This is a genomic window from Pseudonocardia sp. P1 (genome assembly GCF_000178675.2).
In the GTDB taxonomy this organism is placed as follows: Bacteria; Actinomycetota; Actinomycetes; order Mycobacteriales; family Pseudonocardiaceae; genus Pseudonocardia.
Window position 1 is genome coordinate 2,890,028 of record NZ_ADUJ02000001.1, and the last position, 23,235, is coordinate 2,913,262.

Annotated in this window: 18 protein-coding genes; 8 read left to right on the forward strand and 10 right to left on the reverse strand. The window is 74.7% G+C overall.

Annotated features, from left to right (window positions below; all coding sequences use genetic code 11):
* Both PP1_RS12985 and eno read right to left on the reverse strand, forming a co-directional pair.
* The gene (locus PP1_RS12985) at positions 1-606 is read right to left on the reverse strand and encodes an FtsB family cell division protein (protein WP_010242935.1); all 606 of its coding nucleotides are present in this window, start codon (positions 604-606) and stop codon (positions 1-3) included.
* A 155-nt stretch (positions 607-761) separates the two neighbouring features.
* Complete coding sequence (eno, locus tag PP1_RS12990) at positions 762-2,057, reverse strand: phosphopyruvate hydratase (RefSeq protein ID WP_010242933.1); 1,296 nt, start codon at positions 2,055-2,057, stop codon at positions 762-764.
* 141 nt (positions 2,058-2,198) lie between these two features.
* Between eno and PP1_RS12995 the strand changes: the two genes are divergently transcribed.
* From PP1_RS12995 to efeB, 4 genes are all read left to right on the forward strand, one after another.
* Positions 2,199-2,624: a tetratricopeptide repeat protein gene (locus PP1_RS12995; protein ID WP_010242931.1), complete on the forward strand. Its 426-nt coding sequence runs from the start codon at positions 2,199-2,201 to the stop codon at positions 2,622-2,624.
* A 149-nt stretch (positions 2,625-2,773) separates the two neighbouring features.
* Positions 2,774-3,604: an iron uptake transporter permease EfeU gene (gene efeU, locus PP1_RS13000; protein ID WP_010242929.1), complete on the forward strand. Its 831-nt coding sequence runs from the start codon at positions 2,774-2,776 to the stop codon at positions 3,602-3,604.
* Positions 3,605-3,645: 41 nt separating this feature from the next.
* A complete protein-coding gene (efeO, locus tag PP1_RS13005; protein WP_010242927.1) occupies positions 3,646-4,785 on the forward strand; it encodes an iron uptake system protein EfeO in 1,140 nt (379 codons plus the stop codon).
* Positions 4,782-6,008 carry an iron uptake transporter deferrochelatase/peroxidase subunit gene (gene efeB, locus PP1_RS13010; RefSeq protein ID WP_010242925.1) on the forward strand — a complete coding sequence of 409 codons (1,227 nt, stop codon included), beginning with the start codon at positions 4,782-4,784 and terminating at the stop codon, positions 6,006-6,008. Before efeO ends, efeB begins: the two co-directional genes overlap by 4 nt.
* 13 nt (positions 6,009-6,021) lie before the next feature.
* Here efeB and PP1_RS13015 read toward each other — a convergent pair whose 3' ends face one another.
* From PP1_RS13015 to mfd, 5 genes are all read right to left on the reverse strand, one after another.
* Positions 6,022-6,753, reverse strand: a complete 732-nt coding sequence (locus PP1_RS13015) for a lytic murein transglycosylase (RefSeq protein ID WP_249265930.1) — start codon at positions 6,751-6,753, stop codon at positions 6,022-6,024.
* A gap of 37 nt (positions 6,754-6,790) precedes the next feature.
* The gene (locus PP1_RS13020) at positions 6,791-7,729 is read right to left on the reverse strand and encodes a MazG family protein (protein WP_075313958.1); all 939 of its coding nucleotides are present in this window, start codon (positions 7,727-7,729) and stop codon (positions 6,791-6,793) included.
* A complete protein-coding gene (locus PP1_RS13025; RefSeq protein ID WP_075313957.1) occupies positions 7,726-8,646 on the reverse strand; it encodes a peptidyl-prolyl cis-trans isomerase in 921 nt (306 codons plus the stop codon). Before PP1_RS13025 ends, PP1_RS13020 begins: the two co-directional genes overlap by 4 nt.
* 95 nt (positions 8,647-8,741) lie before the next feature.
* Positions 8,742-12,248 carry a S41 family peptidase gene (locus PP1_RS13030; protein ID WP_075313956.1) on the reverse strand — a complete coding sequence of 1,169 codons (3,507 nt, stop codon included), beginning with the start codon at positions 12,246-12,248 and terminating at the stop codon, positions 8,742-8,744.
* Positions 12,249-12,295: 47 nt separating this feature from the next.
* On the reverse strand, positions 12,296-15,922 hold the full coding sequence (gene mfd, locus PP1_RS13035) for a transcription-repair coupling factor (RefSeq protein WP_029239170.1): 3,627 nt from the start codon (positions 15,920-15,922) through the stop codon (positions 12,296-12,298).
* Positions 15,923-16,233: 311 nt separating this feature from the next.
* Here mfd and PP1_RS13040 point away from each other — a divergent pair, with 311 nt between their 5' ends.
* The 4 genes from PP1_RS13040 to PP1_RS13055 all read left to right on the forward strand — a co-directional run bounded on the left by PP1_RS13040 (position 16,234) and on the right by PP1_RS13055 (position 18,806).
* Positions 16,234-17,115 (forward strand): hypothetical protein, encoded by an 882-nt coding sequence (locus PP1_RS13040; RefSeq protein ID WP_033198676.1) that lies wholly within the window; start codon positions 16,234-16,236, stop codon positions 17,113-17,115.
* A 164-nt stretch (positions 17,116-17,279) separates the two neighbouring features.
* Positions 17,280-17,861 (forward strand): nitrile hydratase subunit alpha, encoded by a 582-nt coding sequence (gene nthA, locus PP1_RS13045; RefSeq protein WP_029239169.1) that lies wholly within the window; start codon positions 17,280-17,282, stop codon positions 17,859-17,861.
* Positions 17,858-18,517 carry a nitrile hydratase subunit beta gene (nthB, locus tag PP1_RS13050; RefSeq protein WP_010224496.1) on the forward strand — a complete coding sequence of 220 codons (660 nt, stop codon included), beginning with the start codon at positions 17,858-17,860 and terminating at the stop codon, positions 18,515-18,517. Before nthA ends, nthB begins: the two co-directional genes overlap by 4 nt.
* Positions 18,504-18,806, forward strand: a complete 303-nt coding sequence (locus tag PP1_RS13055) for a nitrile hydratase accessory protein (protein ID WP_029239168.1) — start codon at positions 18,504-18,506, stop codon at positions 18,804-18,806. The genes nthB and PP1_RS13055 overlap by 14 nt, the downstream gene beginning before the upstream one ends.
* 4 nt (positions 18,807-18,810) lie before the next feature.
* On the opposite strand, the gene PP1_RS13060 is transcribed toward PP1_RS13055, so the two are convergent.
* From PP1_RS13060 to PP1_RS13070, 3 genes are all read right to left on the reverse strand, one after another.
* Complete coding sequence (locus PP1_RS13060; RefSeq protein WP_010224494.1) at positions 18,811-20,286, reverse strand: GntP family permease; 1,476 nt, start codon at positions 20,284-20,286, stop codon at positions 18,811-18,813.
* 76 nt (positions 20,287-20,362) lie between these two features.
* Positions 20,363-21,958, reverse strand: coding sequence for an N-acyl-D-amino-acid deacylase family protein (locus PP1_RS13065; RefSeq protein WP_010224493.1), 1,596 nt, complete (start codon positions 21,956-21,958; stop codon positions 20,363-20,365).
* Positions 21,958-23,226, reverse strand: coding sequence for an alanine racemase (locus tag PP1_RS13070; RefSeq protein ID WP_010224492.1), 1,269 nt, complete (start codon positions 23,224-23,226; stop codon positions 21,958-21,960). Before PP1_RS13070 ends, PP1_RS13065 begins: the two co-directional genes overlap by 1 nt.
* Positions 23,227-23,235 lie beyond the last annotated feature (9 nt).

The window sequence follows — 23,235 nt, forward strand, 5'->3', positions numbered from 1 at the left end:
TCATCGTCGTTGCTCGCCCGAGACGTCGTCCCACAGGGTGTGGAACCAGGGCACGCCGGGCTCGGCCTGCCCGTCCTCGGGCGCCGGTTCCTGCGGGACCGGGAACTGCACGACGTAGGGGGTCTCGCCGGGCTGGACCATCCCGAGCCGGGTGCGCGCCTGTGCCTGCACCTCGGCGGGGTCGGACAGCCGCGCACGGTCCGCCGACAGCCGGGCGACGTCGGCCTCGAGCGCCTGCTGCTGCTCGGACACGGCGGCCAGCTCCTGGCGCTGGGCCACGAAGTTGTGCAGCGGGACGGCCACGGTGAGCGCCAGCGCGCAGACGACGATCGCGAGGATCGCGGCCCGCTTGGTGGACGACAGGCCGAGGAGGCCGGTGGTGCGGGCGACGACCTCGCCGGCCTTGGAGCGGGCCCGGGTCAGCCGCGGCCGCGCCGAGGGCGGCCCGGCCGGACGTGAGCGTCCGGACGCGCTGCGGGACCGGTCCCCGTTCCGGGCCCCCGACGAGCGGGAGGGCGACCTCCGCGGCGTGGCCGCGGCCCGGCTCCGGCCGGCCCCGGTGGCACGCGCCCGCGTGTCACGACTGCGGCTGCGCCGTTCGCCCATGCGTTCCCCTCCCCCGGTCCGGCCGGCACCCCGGACCGGCCCGATGGTGCCGCAGCGTGTGCGTCACCCCCAGGATGCCGCCCGATCGGGCGTCGGTCCGGGTGCCGCGCCGAGGAGACCTCGACACGGCACCCGGATCCGCGGGTCCCGGCCGCTCAGGCCTGGCCGGGCACCACGTAGCGCGGGAACGCCAGCTCGCCGTTGTAGCGGGCGGCGTCGCCGAGGAGCTCCTCGATGCGCAGCAGCTGGTTGTACTTCGCCACCCGCTCGGACCGGGCCGGGGCGCCGGTCTTGATCTGACCGCAACCGGTCGCGACGGCCAGGTCCGCGATGGTGACGTCCTCGGTCTCCCCGGAACGGTGGCTCATCATGCAGCGGTACCCCGCGTTGTGCGCCATCGTCACCGCATCGAGGGTCTCCGACAGGGTGCCGATCTGGTTGACCTTCACCAGCAGCGCGTTCGCGGCGCCGCGGGCGATGCCGTCCTCCAGCCGCTCCGGGTTGGTGACGAACAGGTCGTCGCCGACCAGCTGCACCTTGTCGCCGACCGCCTCGGTCAGCGCGACCCAGCCGTCCCAGTCGTTCTCGTCCAGCGGGTCCTCGATGGACACCAGCGGGTAGGCGTCGACGAGCTCGCGCCAGACCTCGGCGAGCTTGTCCGCGGTCAGCTTCTTGCCCTCGAAGGCGTACCTGCCGTCGGAGTGGAACTCGGTCGCGGCGACGTCGAGGGCCAGCACGACGTCGGTACCCAGGGTGTAGCCCGCCCGCTGCACGGCGGCCGCGATCAGGTCCAGCGCCCCGCGGGTGCCGCCCTTGACGTCGGGGGCGAACCCGCCCTCGTCGCCGAGGCCGGTCGACAGTCCCTTGTCCTTCAGCTCCGACTTCAGCGCGTGGTAGCACTCGGCACCCCAGCGCAGCGCCTCGCGGAAGGTCTCCGCGCCGATCGGCGCGATCATGAACTCCTGCACGTCGACGGAGGTGTCGGCGTGCGCACCACCGTTGAGGATGTTCATCATCGGGACCGGCAGGACGTGCGCGTTGGAGCCGCCGACGTACCGGAACAGCTCCAGCCCGGACGACTCGGCGCCGGCCTTCGCCACCGCCAGCGAGACGCCCAGGAGAGCGTTCGCGCCGAACTTCGACTTGTCCGGGGTGCCGTCGAGGTCGACGAGACGCTGGTCGACCAGCCGCTGGTCGACCGCCTCGACACCGACGAGCTCCGGGCCGATCTCGTCGAGGACGGCCGCGACGGCCTTCTCGACACCCTTCCCGCCGTACCGGTTCTTGTCGCCGTCGCGCAGCTCGACGGCCTCGTGCTCTCCGGTCGAGGCGCCCGACGGGACCGCGGCACGCGCCAGCGTGCCGTCGTCCAGTGCGACCTCGACCTCCACCGTCGGGTTGCCCCGCGAATCGAGGATCTCGCGTGCCCCGACCTGCTCGATGACCGCCACCGTGACTCCTGTTCTCATGGGGGTCGCGTCCGGTGCGCCAGCGTAGTCACCGACCGCGGGGGCGCGGGGGATGCGCTGGTCACCCTCGGCGCGCTGTCAAGCCTCGCGTTGCCGTTGGATCACACCTAACGTGGGGTGACCATGAGCAGTCCCCGCGCGAACTCCCCGGACCCGGTCGCCGCGTTCCGGCGCGCCGACCAGCTGCTCTCCCGGCACCGGCCGCTCGAGGCCCTGGACGCGCTGCGGACCGCCCTCCGCCCCGGTGATCCGGCCGACTCCACCGACGCCTCGGTGCACCTGCTGGCCGGGCGGGCCTATCTGGACTCGGCTCAGCTGCGGAAGGCCGAGGCGGCGTTCCACCGGGTGATCGAGATCGAACCGGCGGACCACTACGCGCGGTTCGCGCTCGGCAAGACGCTGCAACGACAGGGACGGCTGACCGAGGCGGAGACGCAGCTGAAGATGGCGTCCGCGATGGACCCCCGCCCGGAGTACCAGGAGGCGCTCGGGGAGATCCGCGCGCGGATCGCGCTGAGCGGCGACCGGCCGTCGGACCCGAAGTCCTGACCAGCACGAACGGCGCTCCGGGGATCTTACGGGAGGAAGCAGACATGACCCTTCCTCCGCATCGGCGGTGAGGTTAGCCTTCGCGCCGGGCAGCGCACCCTGACCTCGCGTCTGCCGACAGCGACGAGAGGTCCGAGGAGCGGCCCGTCATGCTCGGAAACGCCCTGATCGGGTTGCGCGAAGGCCTGGAGGCCTCGCTCGTCGTCGCGATCCTGGTCGCCTTCCTCGTCCGCACGGGGCGCCGCGCGGAGCTGCCGCGGGTCTGGCTGGGTGTCGGGGCCGCCGTCGCCGTCAGCGTCGGGGTCACCCTCGGGCTCACCCTGACCCAGCAGGCGCTCACGTTCGAGGCGCAGGAGGCGCTCGGCGGCTCGCTGTCGATCCTCGCGGTCGGCTTCGTCACCTGGATGATCTTCTGGATGCGGTCGCACGGGCGCACGCTGTCGGCCGAGCTGGAGGGGAAGCTGGACCGGGCGGTCGCGATGGGGCCGTGGGCCGTCGTCGTCGTGGCCGCGCTGGCCGTCGGCCGGGAGGGGCTGGAGACCGCGGTCTTCTTCTTCGCCGCCGCGCAGGCCGCCGGCGAGACCGCGGGCCCCCTGGCCGGGTTCCTGATCGGGATCGCGGTCGCCGTGACCATCGCCTACCTGATCTACCGGGGCGCGCTGCGGATCGACCTCGGGCGGTTCTTCACCGTCACCGGGTTCCTGCTGATCTTCGTCGCCGCCGGGATCCTCGCCTACGGCGTCCACGACCTGCAGGAGGCCGGGATCCTGCCCGGCCTCACCACCCTCGCCTTCGACGTCAGCGCCGCCGTCCCGCCGGACTCCTGGTACGGCACCGTGCTGAAGGGGATCTTCAACTTCTCCCCGCAGACGACCGTGCTGGAGGCCGTCGTCTGGTCCGTCTACGTCGTGGTGGTCCTGGTGCTGTTCCTGCGCCCGGCCCGCCGTCCCGCGCGCCGTACGTCCTCCACCACCTCGTGACCCGTTCCGCCCCCGGCCCCTTCTCGCCCCGCAGGAGAGTCATGTCCCCGCAGATGCGCACGGCCACCGGCCTCGCGTCCCTCGCCGCCGTCGCCGTCCTGGCCGGTTGCACCTCCACCGCGCCCACGGCGGCGGGTGAGGGCGGCCCGATCGAGGTGAACAACACCGACACCGCGTGCGAGGTGGCGACCGCCGAGGCCCCCGCCGGGAACATCACCTTCCGGGTCACCAACGCCGGCTCCAAGGTCACCGAGTTCTACCTCTACGGCACCGGTGACCGGATCATGGGCGAGGTCGAGAACATCGGCCCGGGGCTGTCCCGCGACCTGATCGTCGAGGTCCCGGACGGCGGGTCGTACACGACCGCCTGCAAGCCGGGCATGTCCGGCGACGGCATCCGGGCACCCTTCACCGTCACCGGGTCGGTCGCCCGCTCCACCGACTCCGACGCCCGGCTCGCCGAGGCCACCGCCGGCTACTCGCGGTACGTCGCCTCCCAGGTCGGGGCGCTCGTCCCGAAGACGCAGGAGTTCGCCGACGCCGTCAAGGCGGGCGACGTGGAGAAGGCGAAGGCGCTGTACCCGGTCGCGCGGACCTACTGGGAGCGGATCGAGCCGGTCGCCGAGTCGTTCGGCGACATCGACCCGAGGATCGACGGCCGCGAGGACGACGAGCGTGACCCCGGCGTGGGTTTCACCGGGTACCACCGGCTGGAGAAGGACCTCTGGGTGACCGGACTGCAGCCGGACTCGCCCGCCGTCGCCGACCAGCTCACGGCCGACGTCGGCGACCTCGCGACCCGCACGACGACCGTCGTGCTCACGCCCGTGCAGCTGGCGAACGGCGCCAAGGAGCTCCTCGACGAGGTCGCCACCGGCAAGATCACCGGCGAGGAGGACCGCTACTCGCACACCGACCTGTGGGACTTCCAGGCGAACGTGGAGGGCTCGCAGGCCGCGGTCGCGGCGCTGCGCCCGGTGATCGACGCCAAGGACCCCGCACTGGGCCCGGTGCTCGACGAGCGCTTCCAGGCCGTCGACACCCTGCTGCAGGGCTACCGCTCCGGTGACGGCTACGTGCTCTACACCGCGCTGACCCCCGAGGACATCAAGAAGATGAGCGCGGCGGTCGACGCCCTCTCCGAGCCGGTCAGCAAGGTCGCCGGAACCGTCACCACATGAGTGCCCGGCTCTCCCGGCGGCAGGCGTTCGGGCTGGCCGGTGCCGGCGTGGCGCTGGCCGGCGCGGGTGCCGCCGCGTACGGCCTGGCCGGCGCGGGTGCCCCCGGCGCACGCACGGTCGGGTTCCGCGGCGGCCGGCAGGCCGGGATCGTCACCCCGGCCCAGGACCGGCTGCACTTCGTGGCGCTCGACCTGACCAGCACGGACCGGGACACCGTCCGGGAACTCCTGCGGCGGTGGACGACGGCCGCGGAACGGATGACGGCCGGGCTGGAGACCACCGACGGCGGCGCCGTCCCGGCCAACCGCTACGTCGCCCCCGCCGACACCGGGGAGGCGCTCGGGCTGGCGGCGGCCTCGCTGACGCTGACCTTCGGCGTCGGGCCGTCGCTGTTCACCAAGCTCGGGATCCCGGACCGGCGCCCGGCGCCGCTCGCCGAACTGCCCCGGTTCCAGGGCGACCAGCTCGACCCGGCCCGGTCGGGCGGGGACCTGTGCATCCAGGCCTGCGCCGACGACCCGCAGGTCGCCGTGCACGCGATCCGGAACCTCGTACGCGACGGCTTCGGCGTCACCGAGGTCCGCTGGTCGCAGCTGGGGTTCGGGCGGACGTCCTCGACGTCGACGGGTCAGGCCACCCCGCGCAACCTGTTCGGGTTCAAGGACGGCACCAACAACCTCAAGGCCGAGGAGCCCGACCTGCTCGACGAGCACGTCTGGATCGGCGACGAGGGCCCGGCCTGGCTCCGCGGCGGCTCCTACCTCGTGGCGCGCCGGATCCGGATGCACATCGAGACCTGGGACCGGACCAACCTCGACGAGCAGCAGCAGATCATCGGCCGGGACAAGGGAGAGGGTGCCCCGCTGACCGGGACGGCCGAGTTCGACCTCGCCGACCTGGCGGCGACGGGCCCGGAGGGCCCGGTCATCCCCGACGACAGCCATATCCGGCTGGCCTCCGCGCAGGAGAACGGCGGGGTGCGGATGCTGCGGCGCGGTTACAACTTCGTCGACGGCTCGGACGGCCGCGGCCACCTCGACGCGGGCCTGTTCTTCGTCGCGTTCGTGCGGGACCCGCAGCGCCAGTTCGTCCCCGTGCAGCGCAGGCTCGCCCGCTCCGACACGCTCAGCGAGTACCTGGAGCACACCGGGTCGGCCGTGTTCGCCGTCCCGCCCGGCCTGCAGGACGGCGACGACTACTGGGGCCGTTCACTGCTGGCGTGATCCCGCCGAGGGCTCAGGACCGGGCGGTGCGGCGGCCGTAGTCGGCGGCGGCGGACCAGACGTCGCGGGCGTAGCTGCCGGACGCGTTGTAGGCGAGCACGCCGTCCCACCAGTCGTCGCCGTCGCCGGCGTCGCGGCCGCCCGCGCAGAGCAGCCCGGCCGCGGCGAGCGCCGCGTCGTCCACCTGCTGCGGGTCGGCGGCACCGTCGCCGTCACCGTCGGCGCCGTACCGCGCCCAGGTCTCGGGCAGGAACTGCATCGGGCCGACCGCGCGGTCCAGGACCGGGTCGCCGTCGAGCCGCCCGCCGTCGGTGTCGGCGATCCGGCGGGTGCCGTCCGTCCCGTCCAGCGCGATCCCGACGATCGGCGGGTCGGCCCGGCCGTCCGGTCCGGTCGTGGCACCTCCGATCCGCGCGTGCCGGGACTCGACGCGGCCGATCCCGGCCAGTGTCGACCAGCTCAGCCGGCACTCCGGGGCCCGCTCGCGCTGGCGGAGCTCGGCGGTGGCGTAGGCCTGCAGGGTGCGCTGCGGGATCCGGGTGTCCCCGGCGGCGTCCCGGGACCACGCGACGACGTCGGTGTCCGCCCCGAGTGGGGCGACGGCGGGTGGCGGGGCGTCCCGGTCGACCGGGTCCGAGGGGGACGTCCTGGAACCGGGGCCGGCGACGAGGGTGGCGAGCACCACCAGCACCAGCACCCCGGCGAACAGGACACCGAGCATCGAGAGGACGACGCGGACAGCCACTCCGTCCACCGTACCGACGCGGCCGGGAACGGTGCTGCTACGGGGTGTCCCAGAAGGCCCGCCAGTCCTCGGCGGTCAACGCGTGCGGGGCCTTCCCGGCGGCCGCGGCGGCCTTCTCGGCGGCGCGGACCCGGGCGTCGAACGCCCGGGCGGCGGTGCGCAGCGCGGCCTCGGGATCGCCGCCGCCGAGCTGCGCGGCGGCGGCCACCCGGAACAGGTGCTCGCCGGTCTCCTCGCCGCCCGGCAGCAGGTCGGCGGGCAGGCCGGCCTTCGCCGTGCGGGACGCCAGCTTCGCGGCGAGCGCGACGGCGGGCTGAGCGGCCGCGACACCGTCCAGGCTGGACTCGCGCTGCTTCTCGGCGCGCTTCAGCTCGTCCCACCGGCGGTCCTGGTCCGCGGCGGTGCGGACCTCCTCCCCGGCGTCGTCACCGGCCGGGAACACGTGCGGGTGCCGGCCGACGAGCTTGTCGACCAGGCCCGTGGCGACCTCGTCGATCCCGAACGGCGCGTCCGCGTGCTCGGCAGCGACGCGGGCGTGGAACAGCACCTGCAGCAGCACGTCACCGAGCTCCTCGCGCAGCTCGGTGCGGTCGCCGTCCTCGATCGACTGGTAGAGCTCGTAGCACTCCTCCACGAGGTAGCGCAGCAGCGACTCGTGGGTCTGCTCGGCGTCCCACGGGCAGCCGCCGGGCGAGCGGAGCCGGTCCATCACCGCGACCGCGTCGAGCACGCCGTGCCCGGCGGGCGGCGGCACCGCTCCGGTGGCCGTCGCGGCGGGGTGGCCCGCGGGGACGAGCAGGACGGTGCCGTCGGGCAGGCCGCCGGGATCGGTGCCGTCCCAGTCCTGCGCGCCGGCGGCGGCGCCGGCGTCGAGGCCCGGGACCGCGAGCACGCGGTCCGCGGCCCGGAGGGCGGGCAGCGCGGCCGCCGGGAGCGCGGCGCCCCGCCGGGGGCAGGTGACGACGACCGCGGTCACGGCGTGGCCGCCGGGGCCGGCGTGGCGCCCGCGACCGGGAGGACGAGGGAGGCGTCCGCCGCCGTCGGCGCCGCGACCATCCGGACCGGGTCCCAGACGCCATAGCGCGGGTTGAGCTCCACCCCCGCGTCCAGGGCGGTCGGGGTGAGCAGCCGGACACCGGCCTCGGCCAGGGTCTGCTGGTCGAGGCCCGCGGTGGCGCTCGCCCCCGGCACCGGCTCACCGAGACGGCGGTCGGTCACCCGGACCACGACCCAGCCCTGGCCGGTGCCGAGCGGGAACGCGGCGACCTGCCCGGCCGGCAGCCCGATCAACGGGGTCAGCGCGGCCTGGGGGGTCTCGGCCGGGCGGATCGCGAGGTCACGCTGCGCCGTACCGGCTCCGGCGAGTGCGCTGTCGGCACGGGCACCGCCCGCGGCGATCTCGCGGGCGAGCTGCTCGGCCTCCTCGCGGGTCTGCGCGACGGCGATGTCGGCGGTGACCGACAGCCGGTCGAGCTCCGAGCGGGCCAGCCCGGCGAGCTGGAGGTCGTCGCGGGCGGAGGCCTGCGGCCCGCCGACCGACAGCGACCCGGCGACGACGGCCTGCTCGCCGCCCGCACGGTCGATCTGCTCCTGGACCTGCTGCTCGGTGACCGAACCGGTCTGCTCGGCGGGCAGCCGGTCGAGCAGGTCCCGGATAACCAGCTGGGACACGATCGCACGGCCGATGTCGGCCTGGGAACCGCCCTGCGACGTCAGCCCCTCGACGAGACCGGGCCGGGTGAGCACCGAGCTGATCGCGGCCTGGGCGTCGTCGAGCGGGATCGACGTCTCCCCGACGACGGCCGCCGAGTCGACCCGGTTCGGCCCGGTTCCGCACCCGGCCAGGAGCGCCCCGGCGACCACCAGGGCGGCGATGATCCTGCGTGTCCGCACGGGCTCCACCTTCTCACGGGGTGTGGCGCCGATCTCCCTCGCCCGCCCCGTCGCGGTGCAACGGCACGGGCGAGGCGTCCGGCGGCCGGATCCGGTCAGCTCCCCGGGCGGCCCGGGAGCGCCGGGCGCGCCATCGAGGGCCGGGTCGCGACGTCCGGCGGCCGGGCGGGCGGGTGCTCGTCGAGCCGTTGCAGCGCCAGCTCGATCGCCCGGTCGAGCTGCGGGTCCCGCCCGGCGGCCCGGTCCTGCGGGGTCACGACGACCTCGATGTCCGGATCGACGCCGTGGTTCTCCATCCCCCAGCCCGTGTCGTCGAACCAGGTGGCGTAGCGGGGCTGGGTGATGCGGGTGCCGTCGACGAGCCCGTACCGCCCGTCGATGCCGATCACCCCGCCCCAGGTGCGGACGCCCACGACCGGCCCGATCCCGAGCCGCTTGATCGCGGCGGTGACGATGTCGCCGTCGGAGTCGGAGCGCTCGTCGGCGAGTGCCACGACCGGTCCGCGCGGCGCCTGCTCCGGATAGGTCGACGGCGCCCGGTGCCGCGGCAGGTCCCAGCCGATCACGGTGCGGGCCAGCTTCTCCACGACGAGCTGCGAGGTGTGCCCGCCGCGGTTGCCCCGCACGTCGAGCACCAGGCCGTCGCGGGCGGTCTCCCGGGCGAGGTCGCGGTGCAGCTGCGCCCAGCCGTACCCCATCATGTCCGGCACGTGCAGGTAGCCGAGCCGGCCACCGGAGCGCTCGTCGACCTCGGCCCGCAGCCGGGCCACCCGGTCCTGGTAGCGCAGCTCGGCGTCGGAGCGCAGCGGACGGACCGCCACCCGGCGCACGGTGCCCGCGTCGTCGCGGCCGGGGCCGGACCGGACGGTGAGCTCGACCGTGCGGCCCGCGGCGGACACCAGCAGCGGCGCCGGACCCCAGTGCGGGTCGACAGGGGCGCCACCCACCTCCAGCAGCACGTCCCCGGCCCGGACGTCGACGCCCGGTGCCGACAGCGGGCTGCGGGCCGCCGGCGCGGACGTCTCCGGCGGCAGCACCCGGGTGATCCGCCAGCCGTCGCCGGCGGGTTCGAGATCGGCGCCGAGCAGCCCGGGCCGGCCGGTCGGGTCGCCGGCGGGCCGCCCGCCGATCACGTAGGCGTGCGAGGTGCCGAGCTCGCCGTGCAGTTCCCACAGCAGGTCGACCAGGTCGTCGTGGCTGCCGAGCCGGTCCACGAGCGGCCGGTAGCGCGCGACCTCGGCGGCCCAGTCGACCCCGGCCATGTCCTCGACCCAGAAGTGGTCGCGCATCAGCCGGGCGGTCTCGTCGAACATCTGCCGCCACTCCGCCGACGGGTCCACCGTGACGACGAGCCGGGAGGTGTCGATCTCGAACTCGTCGCCGGCGCCGTCGTCGGGGGCCGACGAGCCGCTGCGGTCGGCGCGCAGCAGCCGGACCTTGCCGCGGTCCCGCACGACGATCCGCTTCCCGTCGCCGCTGACGGCGAACCCGGACGCCGGGTCGGCGATCACGGTGACCGAGCGCCGGGCGAGGTCGTAGCGCTCCAGGACGGCGCGCTCCCGCTCGTCGTCGGGGTCCGGGAGGCTGTCGCCGAGGACACCACCGCCGGGGAGCCGGAGCCAGACCAGACCGCCGGAGATCGCGGTGAGGCCGTGGTAGCGGGCCGCCTCGACGGGGATCCCGACGACGCGGTCGGCGAGCCCGGCGACGTCGACGACGACCTCCGGCGGGCCGTCGTCGCCGCGCCTGCGCCCCGCGCCCGCCGTCGCCGGGGCCGCCGCCGCGGGTGCCGCCGTCGCGGTCGCGTCGGTGGCCGCGGCGCGGTCGGTGCCGCCGTCGTCCTCGCCGCCGCCCGCCGGGTCGGGCGGGGTCGCGGGCGGGTCCTCCGGACCCTCGTCGCCCGGGTCGACCGGCCTGCCGTCCGGGCTCTCCCCGAACGGCGACGGCGTGCGCGCGGCGAGCGGCACCAGGAACGGCTTCCAGCCGGTCCCGAAGGTCAGGTCGAAGGAGTGCTGGTCGTAGGACGGGTCGAACACCCTGCGGGACAGGAACGCCAGGTGCTTGCCGTCCGCGGTGAACGCCGGGTCGCTGTCGTGGAACCGGCCGTGGGTCACCTCGGTGTGGCCGCCGTCGTCGAGGCGGGTCAGCACCACCCGCGACAGCCCGGCCTCGGTCGGATCGCACCACGCGAGCCACGACGAGTCCGGTGACCACACGACGTCGAACGGCTCCCCGGCCGCGCCCCGTGCGAGCTCCCGCAGCTCACCGGCGGCGCGCTCGGGCACCGCGGTGGCCCCGTCCCCGGCGGCCCCGTCGACGACCCCGTCCGGGTTCTCCGCCCCGGACGCGGGGACACCGGTGTGCAGCACCAGCAGCCGACCGTCGTGCGTGGTCAGCGCGACCGCGCCGCCGTCCGGCGACGGCGCGAGCTCCAGCACCCGGCCGAGCCCGCCCGCCGCGTACCGCACCCGCTCCGGGGCACCGGGTGCGTGCGGGTCCAGCGGGGCGACGCAGACCGCGTCCTCGCCCTCGGCGTCGTCCACCCACACCGCGCGGTCGTCGCCCAGCGGGTGCGCCAGCCGGGCCCGGACCCCGGGCTCGGCCAGCAGTGCCCGGGCCGGGCCGTCGCGGTGGGTCAGCCGGTGCACGGTCCCGCGCACCCCGACGACGCCGGCCCGGCCGCTCCGGTCCGGCCGCACCGGCCCCAGGTCGCCGGGGATCGACGCGCGGAACGGGTCACGGGCCGAGCGCGGGCCGCCGAGCCGGACGTCGATCCGGCGCGGCCGTGATCCGGCGTCCAGCCCGTCGAGCAGGAAGATCTCCCCGGCGCACTCGTAGACGACCCGGCGGCCGTCGGTCGAGGCGTGCCGGGCGTAGAAGTCGGGGACCGCTCCCCCGGCGCCGTGGTCGGTGTGCCGGCGCAGGTCGGAGCCGGGGTCGGCGAGCGGGACCGAGTAGACGTTGCCCCAGCCCTCGTGGTCGGACACGAACGCCAGCCGCGCGCCGCCCGGGGTGTCGACGACCATCGGGGACTCCAGCTGCCCGTCCAGCCCGGCCAGCACCCGCACGAAGTCGCCGGTGCCGCCGGCGTCGAGCCACAGCCTGCCGGCCCGGCCGCCGCGGTAGCGCTTCCAGTGCGCGGCGTCCCGGCCGCCCTCGACCTGCGTGAGCACCGCGGGACCGCCGGGCTGGAACGCGACCGCGGTGAGCGACCCGTACGGCAGCAGCCGCGGCGTGCCACCGGTCGCGGGCACGGCGTACGCCCGGGACCGGGCGGTCGCCTCGTCGTGCGCGGACAGGGCCACGACCCCGCCCTCCGGGGTCCAGCCCGCGGCCCGGGTGGACGCGTCGCCCCACCAGGTCAGCCGGGTGACGCCGCCGCCGTCGAGCGCGGTCCGGTAGACCTCCCACATGCCGTCGCGCCGGGAGGTCCAGGCCACCGCCGCACCGTCCGGCGAGATCCGCGGCGCCGTGACCGGGACCTCGTCGGCGGTCAGCCGGTAGGCCCGCCCGCCCGCGACCGGGGCGGTCCACACGTCGTCCTCCGCGACGAGGACGAGCGTGTCGTCGTGCAGGTGTGGATGGCGCAGGAAGGCGGGCATGCGGCCACGCTAGCCCGCGCCACCGACAGCCCCGGCCGGTGCGGGGATCAGCCCGACGAGCTGTGCACCGGGGTCGACGACGGCACGATCTGCAGCAGCAGCTCCGCGCACCAGCCGAGCAGCTCGACGTCGCGCACCGGCGATCCGCCGATCCGCCCGCCCTGCACCGGCTTCGGCACGGTGACGATCTGCGCGGCCGCCTTGTACTGCGCCTTCGGGTACAGCCGCCGGAGCCTGAGCTGCGCGGAGTCCGGCAGCTGCAGCGGGCCGATCCGCAGCTGGGTGCCGGCCGAGGCGACCTCGCGGACGCCCAGGCGACGGCAGAGCTGCCGGAACCGGGCCACCTCCAGCAGGTTCCGCACCGGGGTGGGCGGCTCGCCGTAGCGGTCGGTCAGCTCCTCGACGATCGCGGACAGCGCCGCGTCGTCGGGCGCCTCGGCGATCTTGCGGTAGACCTCCAGGCGCAGGCGCTCGCCGTCGACGTAGTCGTGCGGGACGTGCGCGTCGACCGGCAGGTCCACCCGCACCTCGACGAGCTGCTCGTCCTCGACCGACGCCCCGGTCTCCCCGCCCGCCTGCTTGCGGAACGCCGCGACGGCCTCCCCGACCAGCCGGATGTAGAGGTCGAACCCGACGCCCGCGATGTGCCCGGACTGCTCGGCACCCAGGATGTTGCCCGCGCCGCGGATCTCCAGGTCCTTCATGGCGACGGCGGCACCGGAGCCCAGCTCGGAGTGCTGGGCGATGGTGGCGAGCCGGTCGTGCGCGGTCTCGGTGAGCGGGTGCTCGGGCGGGAACAGGAAGTAGGCGTAGCCCCGCTCCCGGCCCCGGCCGACCCGGCCGCGCAGCTGGTGCAGCTGGGAGAGCCCGAGCGTGTCGGAGCGCTCGACGATCAGCGTGTTGGCGTTGGAGATGTCCAGGCCGTTCTCGACGATCGTCGTGCACACCAGCACGTCGAACTCGCGGTGCCAGAACGCGTTGACCGTGCGCTCCAGCAGCTCCTCGTTCATCTGGCCGTGCGCGACCGCGACCCGGGCCTCCGGGACGAGGTCCTGGATGTTCTTGGCCGCCTTGTCGATCGAGCTGACCCGGTTGTGCACGTAGAACACCTGGCCGTCGCGCAGCAGCTCGCGGCGGACGGCGGCGGCGACCTGCTTGTCGTCGTAGGCGCCGACGTAGGTCAGGGTCGGGTGCCGGTCCTCGGGCGGGGTCGTGATCGCCGACATCTCCCGGATGCCGGCGAGGCTCATCTCCAGGGTCCGCGGGATCGGCGTCGCGGACAGCGTGAGGACGTCCACGTGCGCCCGCAGCGCGGTGATGTGCTCCTTGTGCTCGACGCCGAACCGCTGCTCCTCGTCGACGACCACGAGGCCGAGGTCCTTCCAGCGGACCGCGCCCTGCAGCAGCCGGTGGGTCCCGACGACGACGTCGACGGTGCCCTCGGCCAGCTTGTCGATCGTCTCCTTCGCCTCGGCGGCGTCGGTGAAGCGGGACAGCCCGCGGACCGTCACCGGGAACTGGCGCATCCGCTCGGCGAAGGTGTTGAGGTGCTGGGTCGCCAGCAGCGTCGTGGGCACCAGGACGGCGACCTGCTTGCCGTCCTGGACCGCCTTGAACGCGGCCCGGACGGCGATCTCGGTCTTGCCGAAACCGACGTCGCCGGAGATCACCCGGTCCATCGGGACCGGCCGCTCCATGTCCTTCTTGACCTCGTCGATCGCCGAGAGCTGGTCGGGGGTCTCGGTGTAGGGGAAGGCGTCCTCGAGCTCGCGCTGCCACGGGGTGTCGGCGCCGAAGGCGTGCCCCGGGGACGCCTGCCGCGCCGCGTAGAGCTGGACCAGCCCGGCCGCGATGTCCTTGACCGCCTTGCGGGCGCGACCCTTGGTCTTCGCCCAGTCCGCGCCGCCGAGCTTGTTGACCGAGGGCTGCTCGCCGCCGACGTAGCGGCTGATCTCGTCGAGCGCGTCGGTCGGGACGAACAGCCGGTCGGCGGGCTGCCCGCGCTTGGAGCTGGCGTACTCCAGCACCAGGTACTCGCGGGTGGCGCCCTGGACGGTGCGCTCCTTCATCTCGACGAAGCGCCCGATGCCGTGCTGGTTGTGGACGACGTAGTCGCCGGGCTGCAGCACCGCCAGGTCGACGGCGTTGCGGCGGCGCGGGGTGGTCTTGCGCGGGGCGGCGTCGAGCCCGGCCCTGCTGCCGGTGAGGTCGGCCTCGGAGATCAGGACGAGCCCGACCTCGGTGGCGGTGAAGCCGTTGAGCACCCGGCCGCAGGTGACGGTGACGACGCCCTTCTCCGGGGCGTCCGGCAGGGTGTCCACCTTGGACGCCGGGACCTCGGCGTCGCGCAGCTGCTCCAGGGAGCGGTCCGCGGTGCCCTGCCCGGCCAGCACCAGCACGGCCGCGCCGCCGGTGGCGACGTGCGCGCGCAGGTCGGTGATCGCGCGGTCGGTGTCGCCGCGGTAGGGCTCGATCTCGTGCACGGCCGGGACGACGACGTCGTCGGCGCCGGACAGCAGCGGGGACAGCGAGACCACCGGGCGCCCGGTCGCGGTGGACTGCGCGAGGGTCGTGGTGAGGTCGCGGTAGGCCGATCCGGAGACGTCGATCGGGGCCTCGCCGCCCGATCCGGTCGCCAGCCAGGACGCCTCCAGGAACTCCTGCCCGGTCCGGACCAGGTCCGCGCAGCGGGTGCGGATCCGCTCCGGGTCGGCGAGCAGCACGCGGGACCCGGCGGGCAGCAGGTCGGACAGCAGCTGCATCTCGCCGCCCACGAGGGCCGGGATCAGCGACTCCATGCCCTCGCCGGGGATGCCCTCGGACAGCTTCTCCAGCAGCTCGCGCAGCGGGTTGCGGTTCAGGCCCGCGGTCTCGGGCTGCTCGGCGGCCAGCTCGGCGGCGCGCTGCCGGACCGGCCCGGTCAGCAGCAGCTCCCGGCACGGCGGCACCTCGACCCGACCGACCTCGCCGACCGAACGCTGGTCGGCGACCGAGAACGCGCGCATCTCCGACACCTCGTCGCCCCAGAACTCGACGCGTACCGGGTGCTCGGCGGTCGGCGGGAAGACGTCGAGGATGCCGCCGCGCACCGCGAACTCACCGCGGGTCGTCACCATCTCGGCGCGGGTGTAGGCGAGCTCGACCAGGCGCTCCAGCAGCTGCTCGAACTCGTGCTCCTCGCCGACCGCGAGGGAGACCGGCGCCAGCGCGCCCAGCCCGGGCGCGACCGGCTGGATCAGGCTCCGTGCCGCCGTGACGACGACCCGCGGTGCGGTCGCCGGCGAGGCGAGCCGGTGGAAGATCGTCAGCCGGCGGGCGACGGTGTCCGGGCGGGGCGACAGCTTCTCGTGCGGCAGCGTCTCCCAGGACGGCAGCACGACGACGGGCGCGCCGGCGCTGTCGTGCACGGTGTCGGCGGCCGCGTCCAGCGCCTCGCCGTGCCCGAGCAGGTCGGACACGGCGGCCGCCAGGTCCTCGGCCTCCCGGTCGGTGGCGGTCACGGCCAGGACGCAGCCGTCCTCGGCGAGGCCGGAGACGAGCAGCGGGCGGAGCGCGGCCGGACCCTCGACGCTCACCGCCGGGGTCTCGGCGGTACGGGTGTCCGCGGCACGGGCGGCGTCGACCGCGGCCCGCAGGCCGGTGTCGGACAGTGCTGAGGTGAGCAGACCGGACAGGATGGCCACGGCGGCGCTGGCTCCTCGGGGTGGGGCTGGTGGTGCGCGGGACGCGGGACAGACCCCTGCCCGGGACGCGGGCCTCACGGTGGGCCCGGGCCTGGGTGCCGGAGGACGACGATACGCCTGGCCCTGTGACCGCGGGCGGGGCCGGGTGGTGACGGCTGCCGCACCGCGAACGGGACGATTCCGACACCCCGTCGCAGAACCCGACTACTACGCTCCTTCGTAGAAGACCACCCGATCGTGTGCGCTAACGTCCGCCCTCGTCAGCCGGGGTGTACCCGGACTCCCGCACGGAGGAGCACGCGTTGATCACGGTCTACCTGAACCGCCGGATCGGCGACGACGAGCGCCGCGAGTCCCTGTTCCAGGGCAACTTCTTCCTCTACTCCGGCATCGGCGGTGCGAACGCCCTGGCCGACCACGCCAAGGACCTGATCGCCCGTGCCTTCGGCGAGCTGGACCCCGAGCGTGCGCAGTACGAGATGGACGTCGACGAGTTCATCCGCCGGGTCGAGCCGCTCAAGGGCGAGTTCACCAACGGGCAGCGCACCAAGGAGCTGTGCCAGCAGTTCGCGATCGACCTCGGTGTCGACCCGGAACGCACCTACTTCGACATCCCCCGGCTGCGCGTGATCCCCGCCGACCAGTTCCTGACCGCGGGCGTCTCCTACAACTACAAGGCCCACCGCGACATGTGGTACGGCCACCCCCAGCAGCTCGTGAACTACTGGACGCCGGTCTTCGACGTCGTCGGCGAGAACGTCATGAGCATGTACACCGACTACTTCGACAAGCCGGTGAAGAACGGCTCGAACCAGTACGACTACGACGAGTGGGTCGCGAAGCACCGCACCGCCGCCGCGGACAACAAGACCGCCGACACCCGCCCGCACCCGCTCCCGCTGGAGGACTTCGACTCCCGCGGCGAGATCCGGATCGCGGGCCAGTCCGGCGACGTCTTCATGTTCTCGTCGAACCACCTGCACGCGTCGGCACCGAACACCTCCGACGTCACGCGGTTCTCCTACGACCTGCGCACCATCAACCTGGACGACGTCCGGGCCGGCCGCGGGCCGAAGAACGTCGACTCGGGTGCGACCGGCACGACCCTCGGCGACTTCCTGCGGGTCTCCGACCTCGCCCCGCTCAAGGCGGACGAGTTCGAGTCCGCGCTCGCGGACGCCTGACGTCCTGCCTCCCGCACGCACGGCCCGGCACCGCCTCCGCGGTGCCGGGCCGTCGTCGTCCGGCGGCCGACACGCCGGTGACTCGCGGGGGACACGCGGGCGACGGCCCGGTGACCTGCACACGACCCTCGACGGACGGCACCGGGATGATTAGCGTCAGGGTGATGTCGGGAGAGCTGCGGCCGGTCGACGCCCGGGTACGGGCGCTCGAGTCGATCCTCGTCGAGAAGGGGTACGTCGACCCGGACGCGCTCGACGAGATCATCGAGACCTACCAGCACCGGGTCGGGCCGCGGAACGGCGCGCACGTCGTCGCCCGGGCGTGGACCGACCCCGGCTTCGCCGGGAGGCTCGCGGAGGACGCGACGTCGGCCGTCGCCGAGCTCGGCTACGGCGGTCGCGGCGGCGAGCACCTCGCGGCGGTCTTCAACTCCCACGACGAGCACCACCTCGTCGTCTGCACGCTGTGCTCCTGCTATCCCTGGCCGGTCCTGGGACTGCCCCCGGTCTGGTACAAGTCCCCGGCCTATCGGTCGCGGGCGGTGCTCGACCCGCGCGGGGTGCTCGCCGACTTCGGCACCGTCCTCGGCGACGACGTCGCGATCCGGGTGCACGACTCCACCTCGGAGCTGCGCTACCTCGTCGTCCCGCAGCGCCCGCCCGGCACCGACGGCTGGTCCGCCGACGACCTCGCCGCGATCGTCTCCCGCGACTCCATGATCGGCACCCGCGTGGCGACGGCGTGAACGGCGCGCACGACCTCGGCGGGGCGATGGGGTTCGGCCCGGTCGAGCCCGAGCCCGAGGACGTCCGGTTCCACGCGGACTGGGAGCCGCTCGTGCTGGCGCTGACCCTGGCCGCGGCCCGGCCCGGCGGCTGGTCGATCGACGAGTCCCGGCACGCCCGCGAGTCGCTCCCGCCGCCGCTCTACCTGAACCTGACCTACTACGAGATCTGGCTGGCGGCGACCGAGAAGCTCCTCGTCGCGCACGGCCTCGTCGGCGACGACGAGCTCGCCTCGGGCCGGTCGCTGCGCCCGGGCGTCGCCACCCCGGCCCCGCTCGGCGCGGCCGAGACCGCCGAGGTGCTGGCCACCGGCGCACCGACCCTGCGCGACGAGCCCGCCGGCCCGCGGTTCGCCCCCGGCGACCGGGTCCGGGCCCGGGTGGTGCACCCGCGCGGGCACACCCGGCTCCCCCGCTACGTCCGCGGCCGCTGCGGGGTCGTCGAGACACGGCGCGGGGCGCACGTGCTGCCCGACTCACGCGCACACGGCCACGGCGAGGCCCCCGAGCAGCTCTACACCGTCGTCTTCACCGGACCGGAGCTGTGGGGGCCCGACGCCGACCCGACGTCGTCGGTCTCGGTCGACGCCTGGGAGAGCTACCTTGAGCCCGCCTGACGGCCCGGTGTTCGACGAGCCCTGGCAGGCGCAGGTGTTCGCGCTGGCGGTGTCGCTGCAGGACCGCGGCGTCCTCGACCGGCAGGACTTCGCCGAGACCCTCGGCGCCGAGCTCGAGGACGGCCGGGACTACTGGGACGCCTGGCTCGCCGCGCTGGAGGAGCTGCTCACCGAGCACGGCCTCACCGATCCCGGCTCGGTCGACGAGCGCACCGATGCCTGGCTGCGCGCCGCTGCCGCGACCCCGCACGGGGCCCCGATCAGCCTCGACGCCGACCCGCGGCACTGACGGCTCACACGACCAGCCACACCAGACCGGCGGCGGCGAACCCGACGACGGACAGGATCGTCTCGAGCACCGTCCACGTCAGCAGGGTCTGCTTCACCGACATGTTGAAGTACTTCGCGACGATCCAGAACCCGCCGTCGTTGACGTGGCTGGCGACGATCGACCCGGCCGACACCGCGACGACGATCAGCGCGATCTGCGGCTGCGAGTAGCCGCCGGCGGCGACGGTCGGGCCGATGATCCCCGCCGTCGTCACGATGGCGACGGTGGCCGAGCCCTGCGCGATCCGCAGCGCCGCGCTGATCAGGTAGGCGGACACGATCAGCGGGAGCCCGATCGCCGTCATCGACCCGGCGAGCGCGTCGCCGACCCCGGTCTCCTGCAGCACCTTGCCGAAGAACGCGCCGGCGCCGACGACGAGCAGGATCATCCCGACCGGGCGCAGCGACTCGCCGGAGATCCGGCTCAGCTCGGCCATCGACGTCCCGCGGCGCACGCCGAGCAGGTACATCGCGAGGAGCACGCTGATCGTCAGCGCGATCGCCGGGGTGCCCAGGAAGACGAGGACGTCGTGCAGGACGGTGCCCTCCGGCAGTGCGACCGATCCGACCGTGGCCCCGAGGATCAGCAGCATCGGCACCGCGATGATCAGCGCGATGAGGGCTACCGACGGCGGCCGCGGCGTCGTCGCCACCTCCGCCCGCTCGGCGGTGCGGGTGGCACCGCCGGCACCGTCCGGGGAGGACTCCGTGCCCGCGGCCGTGCCCGCAGCCGGACCGGTGGCGCCCGGGGCGTCCTCGGGGACGTCGACGAGCACCCGCTTCCCGATGAACGCACCCCACCAGACGCCGCTGACCAGCCAGGCCGGGATCCCGCAGAGCAGGCCCATCGCGATGATCCAGCCCATCCCGACGCCGAGCAGGCCGCCCGCCGTGACGGGGCCGGGGTGCGGCGGCAGGAACGCGTGCGTCATCGACAGGCCGGCGAGCATCGGCATCGCGTAGAGCACCAGCGAGCGGCCGCCGCGCCGGGCGGCGACGTAGACCAGCGGGGCGAGCACGAAGATCCCGATGTCGAAGAAGACCGGGATCCCGAGCACGACGCCGGTGACGCCCATCGCCAGCGGCGCGCCCCGCGGCCCGAACAGCCGCAGCAGCCGCTCGGTGAGCGCGTCCGCTCCCCCGGACCGCTCCATGATCGCCCCGAGCACGGTGCCCAGGCCGATGATCGGCGCGATGTGACCGAGGATCCCGGCGAAGCCGGTCTCCAGCAGCGAGTCCGACGCTGAGATCGGTGTCCCGACGAGGTCGGTGATCGGCACGCCGGCGACCAGCGCCACCAGCACACCGGTCACGATCAGCGCGACGAACGGCTCCAGCCGCCACCGCATGATCATCAGCAGGAGCAGCACGACGCTCGCCGCGGCCAGGGTGAGCAGGCCGGACGTGTCGTTCTGCAGCCAGTCGAGGAAGGCCGTCATCGGGGTTCTCCTGCCGGGGCGGCGGTGCTCGGGCGGGGGGTGGTGCGTGGCGGTCTGCAGAGCAAGGGGGCGCAGGTCACGACGTGCTCCCGTCCGCACGGCGGCGCAGGGCCCGGCCCGCGAGGGCGGCGGTCCGCTCGCCCTCGTCGATCGCGAAGGTCCCGTTCACCAGTACGAACGGGATGCCGGCGGCCTGCTGGGCCGGGTCGGCGAAGGTCGCGGTGTCGGCGACCGCGTCCGGGTCGAACACGACGAGATCGGCGGCGAGGCCCGCGCGGACGTACCCGCGGTCGGCCAGCCGCAGCCGGTCCGCGGCCCGCCCCGTCAGGTGCGCGACGCACTCCTCCAGGGAGAACAGGCCGAGCTCGCGGCAGTAGTGCCCGAGGTAGCGCGGGAAGGTGCCCCAGGCGCGCGGGTGCGGTTTCGCCCCGGCGAGCAGCCCGTCGCTGCCGCCGGTGTGCCGGGGATGGCGCATGATCGCGCGGACGTTCTCCTCGTGCCCGACGTGCTGCAGGATCCCGGTGCCGAGGTCGTCGCGCAGCAGGAGATCGACGCAGACGTCGAACGGGTCGTCCGGCCCGGCGATCTCCGCGACGGTGCGCCCTACGTACCCGGCCAGCCCCGGGTCCGTGACGCCGCTGATCTCGATGGTGTCCCACTCTGCGACGACGCCGTGGCAGCCGTCCGAGCCGTGCACCTCCAGGTCCTCCCGGATCCGGGCGAGCGCGGCCGGGTCGCGCAGCCGCCCGAGGGTCGCCTCGTGCCCGCCGGACTGGGCCCAGCTCGGCAGGATCGCCGACAGCGTCGTCGCGCCGGGCAGGTACGGGTAGGTGTCCAGGGTGACGTCGGTGCCGCCGGCGATCGCCGCGTCCAGCATCGCGATCAGCTCACCGGCCCGGCCGCGGTTCGGCCCGAAGTTGAGCGTCGCGTGCGACAGGTGCAGCGCGCAGCCGGACCGGTCGGCGACGTCGATCATCTCGGCGTACGCCTCCAGGGCGCCGGCCCCGTAGCTGCGGTGGTGCGGGGCGAAGAACCCGCCCAGCTCGCCGACCGCGCGGCACAGCTCGACGAGCTCGCCGCCGTCGGCGTACATCCCGGGGGTGTAGGTCAGTCCCGCCGAGAGCCCGACCGCGCCCTCGGTCATGCCGGTGCGGACGACGTCGGCCATCCGCGCGACCTCGTCCGGGCGGGCGGGCCGGTCGTCCCAGCCGCAGACCAGGGCACGCACCGTGCCGTGCGGGACGAGGTAGGCGGCGTTCCCGGCGACGCCCTCGTCGAGCCGGTCGAGGTACCCGGCGACGCTGCGCCAGGTGAAGGCGTCCGGGCCGGGGTCGCCGTTCCAGCCGGCGATCTTGCGGCGGAGCGTGACGAGGACGTCGTCGTCGACCGGGGCGTAGGACAGCCCGTCCTGGCCGAGCAGCTCGGTCGTCACACCCTGGGAGATCTTCGCGAGGTGCGCGGGCTCGGTGAGGAGCCGCAGGTCGGAGTGGGCGTGCATGTCGACGAACCCGGGTGCGACGACCATGCCGGTCACGTCGACGACCCGGTCCGACCGGGCGCCCGCGCCGTCACCGACCGCGGCGATCCGGTCGCCGTCGACGAGGACGTCGGCGGTGTGGCGAGGCCCCCCGGTCCCGTCGACGACGGTCCCGCCGCGCAGCAACGTGCGCATCAGAAGAACGTCCGGACCAGGCCGGCGACCCGGGGGTCGGGGTCGTCGGCGCCGGTCAGGAGCGGGATCCAGCGCCACTTGTCGAAGGCGGTGCACGGGTGGGACAGCCCGAGCCGCACCACCTGCCCGACCGTCACCGGCTCGTCGGTCCGCAGGAACGCGTGCTGGTCGTTGACCGCGGTGACCGTCCCGGCGAGCGGGCGGGCCGGGCGCCCGAGGTCGTCGGCGAGCAGCTGCGGCTCGGGCAGGCCCTCGTCGAACGGCACGTCCCGCTTGCCGGCGTCGAGCAGCGCGAGACCCGGCTCCGGTGTGGACACCACCCGGGCCCAGACGTGCATCGCCGAGCGGAACGGCCGGTCGCCCTCCCGGGCCAGCGGGGAGATGCCGCGGTAGAAGCCGTCGTCGTGCACCAGGTAGGCACCCGAGCGCAGGACGACGCGGGTGCGGTCGTCCGCGAGCCCGGCCAGGGCCTCGACGACCTGGTCGAAGTACGCGCTGCCGCCCGCGGTCACGACGATCTCGCCGGTCTCGTAGGAGGGCAGCAGCCGTCGGTGCAGCTCGGCCAGGTCGTCGAGGTAGGCCCGGACGGTGCCGAGCGACTCGGGTGACGGGTCGTGGGCGAGCGCGCCCTCGTAGCCGCCGACCCCGCCGAGCCGCAGCACCGGGCTGGCGACGACGGCCGCGGCGACCCGCTCGGCATCGGCGACCGACCGCGCCCCGGTCCGGCCGCCCGGCGCCCCGAGCTCGACGACGACGGTGAGCGGCCGTTCCGGGCTCCCGGCCCCGGCCTCCATCGCGACGACCGTGTCGACCGAGTCGACCCAGCTGACGACCTCGAGCGACGGGTCGGCGTCGCGGGCGGCGGCCACCGCGCGGAGCCCGCGGGGGTCGACCAGCGAGTTCGCCAGCATGACCCACCGGACCCCGAACTCGATCGCCACCAGCGCCTGCCACGGGGTCGCCAGGGTGATGCCGCGCGACCCGGTGCGGAGCTGCAGGTCCCACAGGGCGGGCGCCATCGTCGTCTTGCCGTGCGGGGCGAGCTCGACGCCGTGCCCGGTGCACCACTCCGCCATCCGGCGGGCGTTCGCGTGCAGCGCGGCGTCGTCGAGCGTCAGCACCGGGGTGGCGAGCGCGGACAGCGGGGGCGCCCCGGCGAGCCAGTCGGCGACCGTGCCGTCGAGCGGCGGGAGCGACTTGGCGAACGGGCCGGGCCGCTCGGCCCCGAGCGATCCGAGCCGGAGTCCGGTCTCCGTCGACGTCGTCATCCCCTGTTT

Excerpts from the sequence above, each read along its gene's own strand:
- PP1_RS12985 (WP_010242935.1), bottom strand. The coding sequence starts at position 606 with ATGGGCGAACGGCGCAGCCGCAGTCGTGACACGCGGGCGCGTGCCACC.
- PP1_RS12995 (WP_010242931.1), top strand. The coding sequence starts at position 2,199 with ATGAGCAGTCCCCGCGCGAACTCCCCGGACCCGGTCGCCGCGTTCCGG.
- efeU (WP_010242929.1), top strand. The coding sequence starts at position 2,774 with ATGCTCGGAAACGCCCTGATCGGGTTGCGCGAAGGCCTGGAGGCCTCG.
- efeO (WP_010242927.1), top strand. The coding sequence starts at position 3,646 with ATGTCCCCGCAGATGCGCACGGCCACCGGCCTCGCGTCCCTCGCCGCC.
- efeB (WP_010242925.1), top strand. The coding sequence starts at position 4,782 with ATGAGTGCCCGGCTCTCCCGGCGGCAGGCGTTCGGGCTGGCCGGTGCC.
- PP1_RS13030 (WP_075313956.1), bottom strand. The coding sequence starts at position 12,248 with ATGCCCGCCTTCCTGCGCCATCCACACCTGCACGACGACACGCTCGTC.
- nthA (WP_029239169.1), top strand. The coding sequence starts at position 17,280 with ATGTCGGGAGAGCTGCGGCCGGTCGACGCCCGGGTACGGGCGCTCGAG.
- PP1_RS13060 (WP_010224494.1), bottom strand. The coding sequence starts at position 20,286 with ATGACGGCCTTCCTCGACTGGCTGCAGAACGACACGTCCGGCCTGCTC.
- PP1_RS13065 (WP_010224493.1), bottom strand. The coding sequence starts at position 21,958 with ATGCGCACGTTGCTGCGCGGCGGGACCGTCGTCGACGGGACCGGGGGG.
- PP1_RS13070 (WP_010224492.1), bottom strand. The coding sequence starts at position 23,226 with ATGACGACGTCGACGGAGACCGGACTCCGGCTCGGATCGCTCGGGGCC.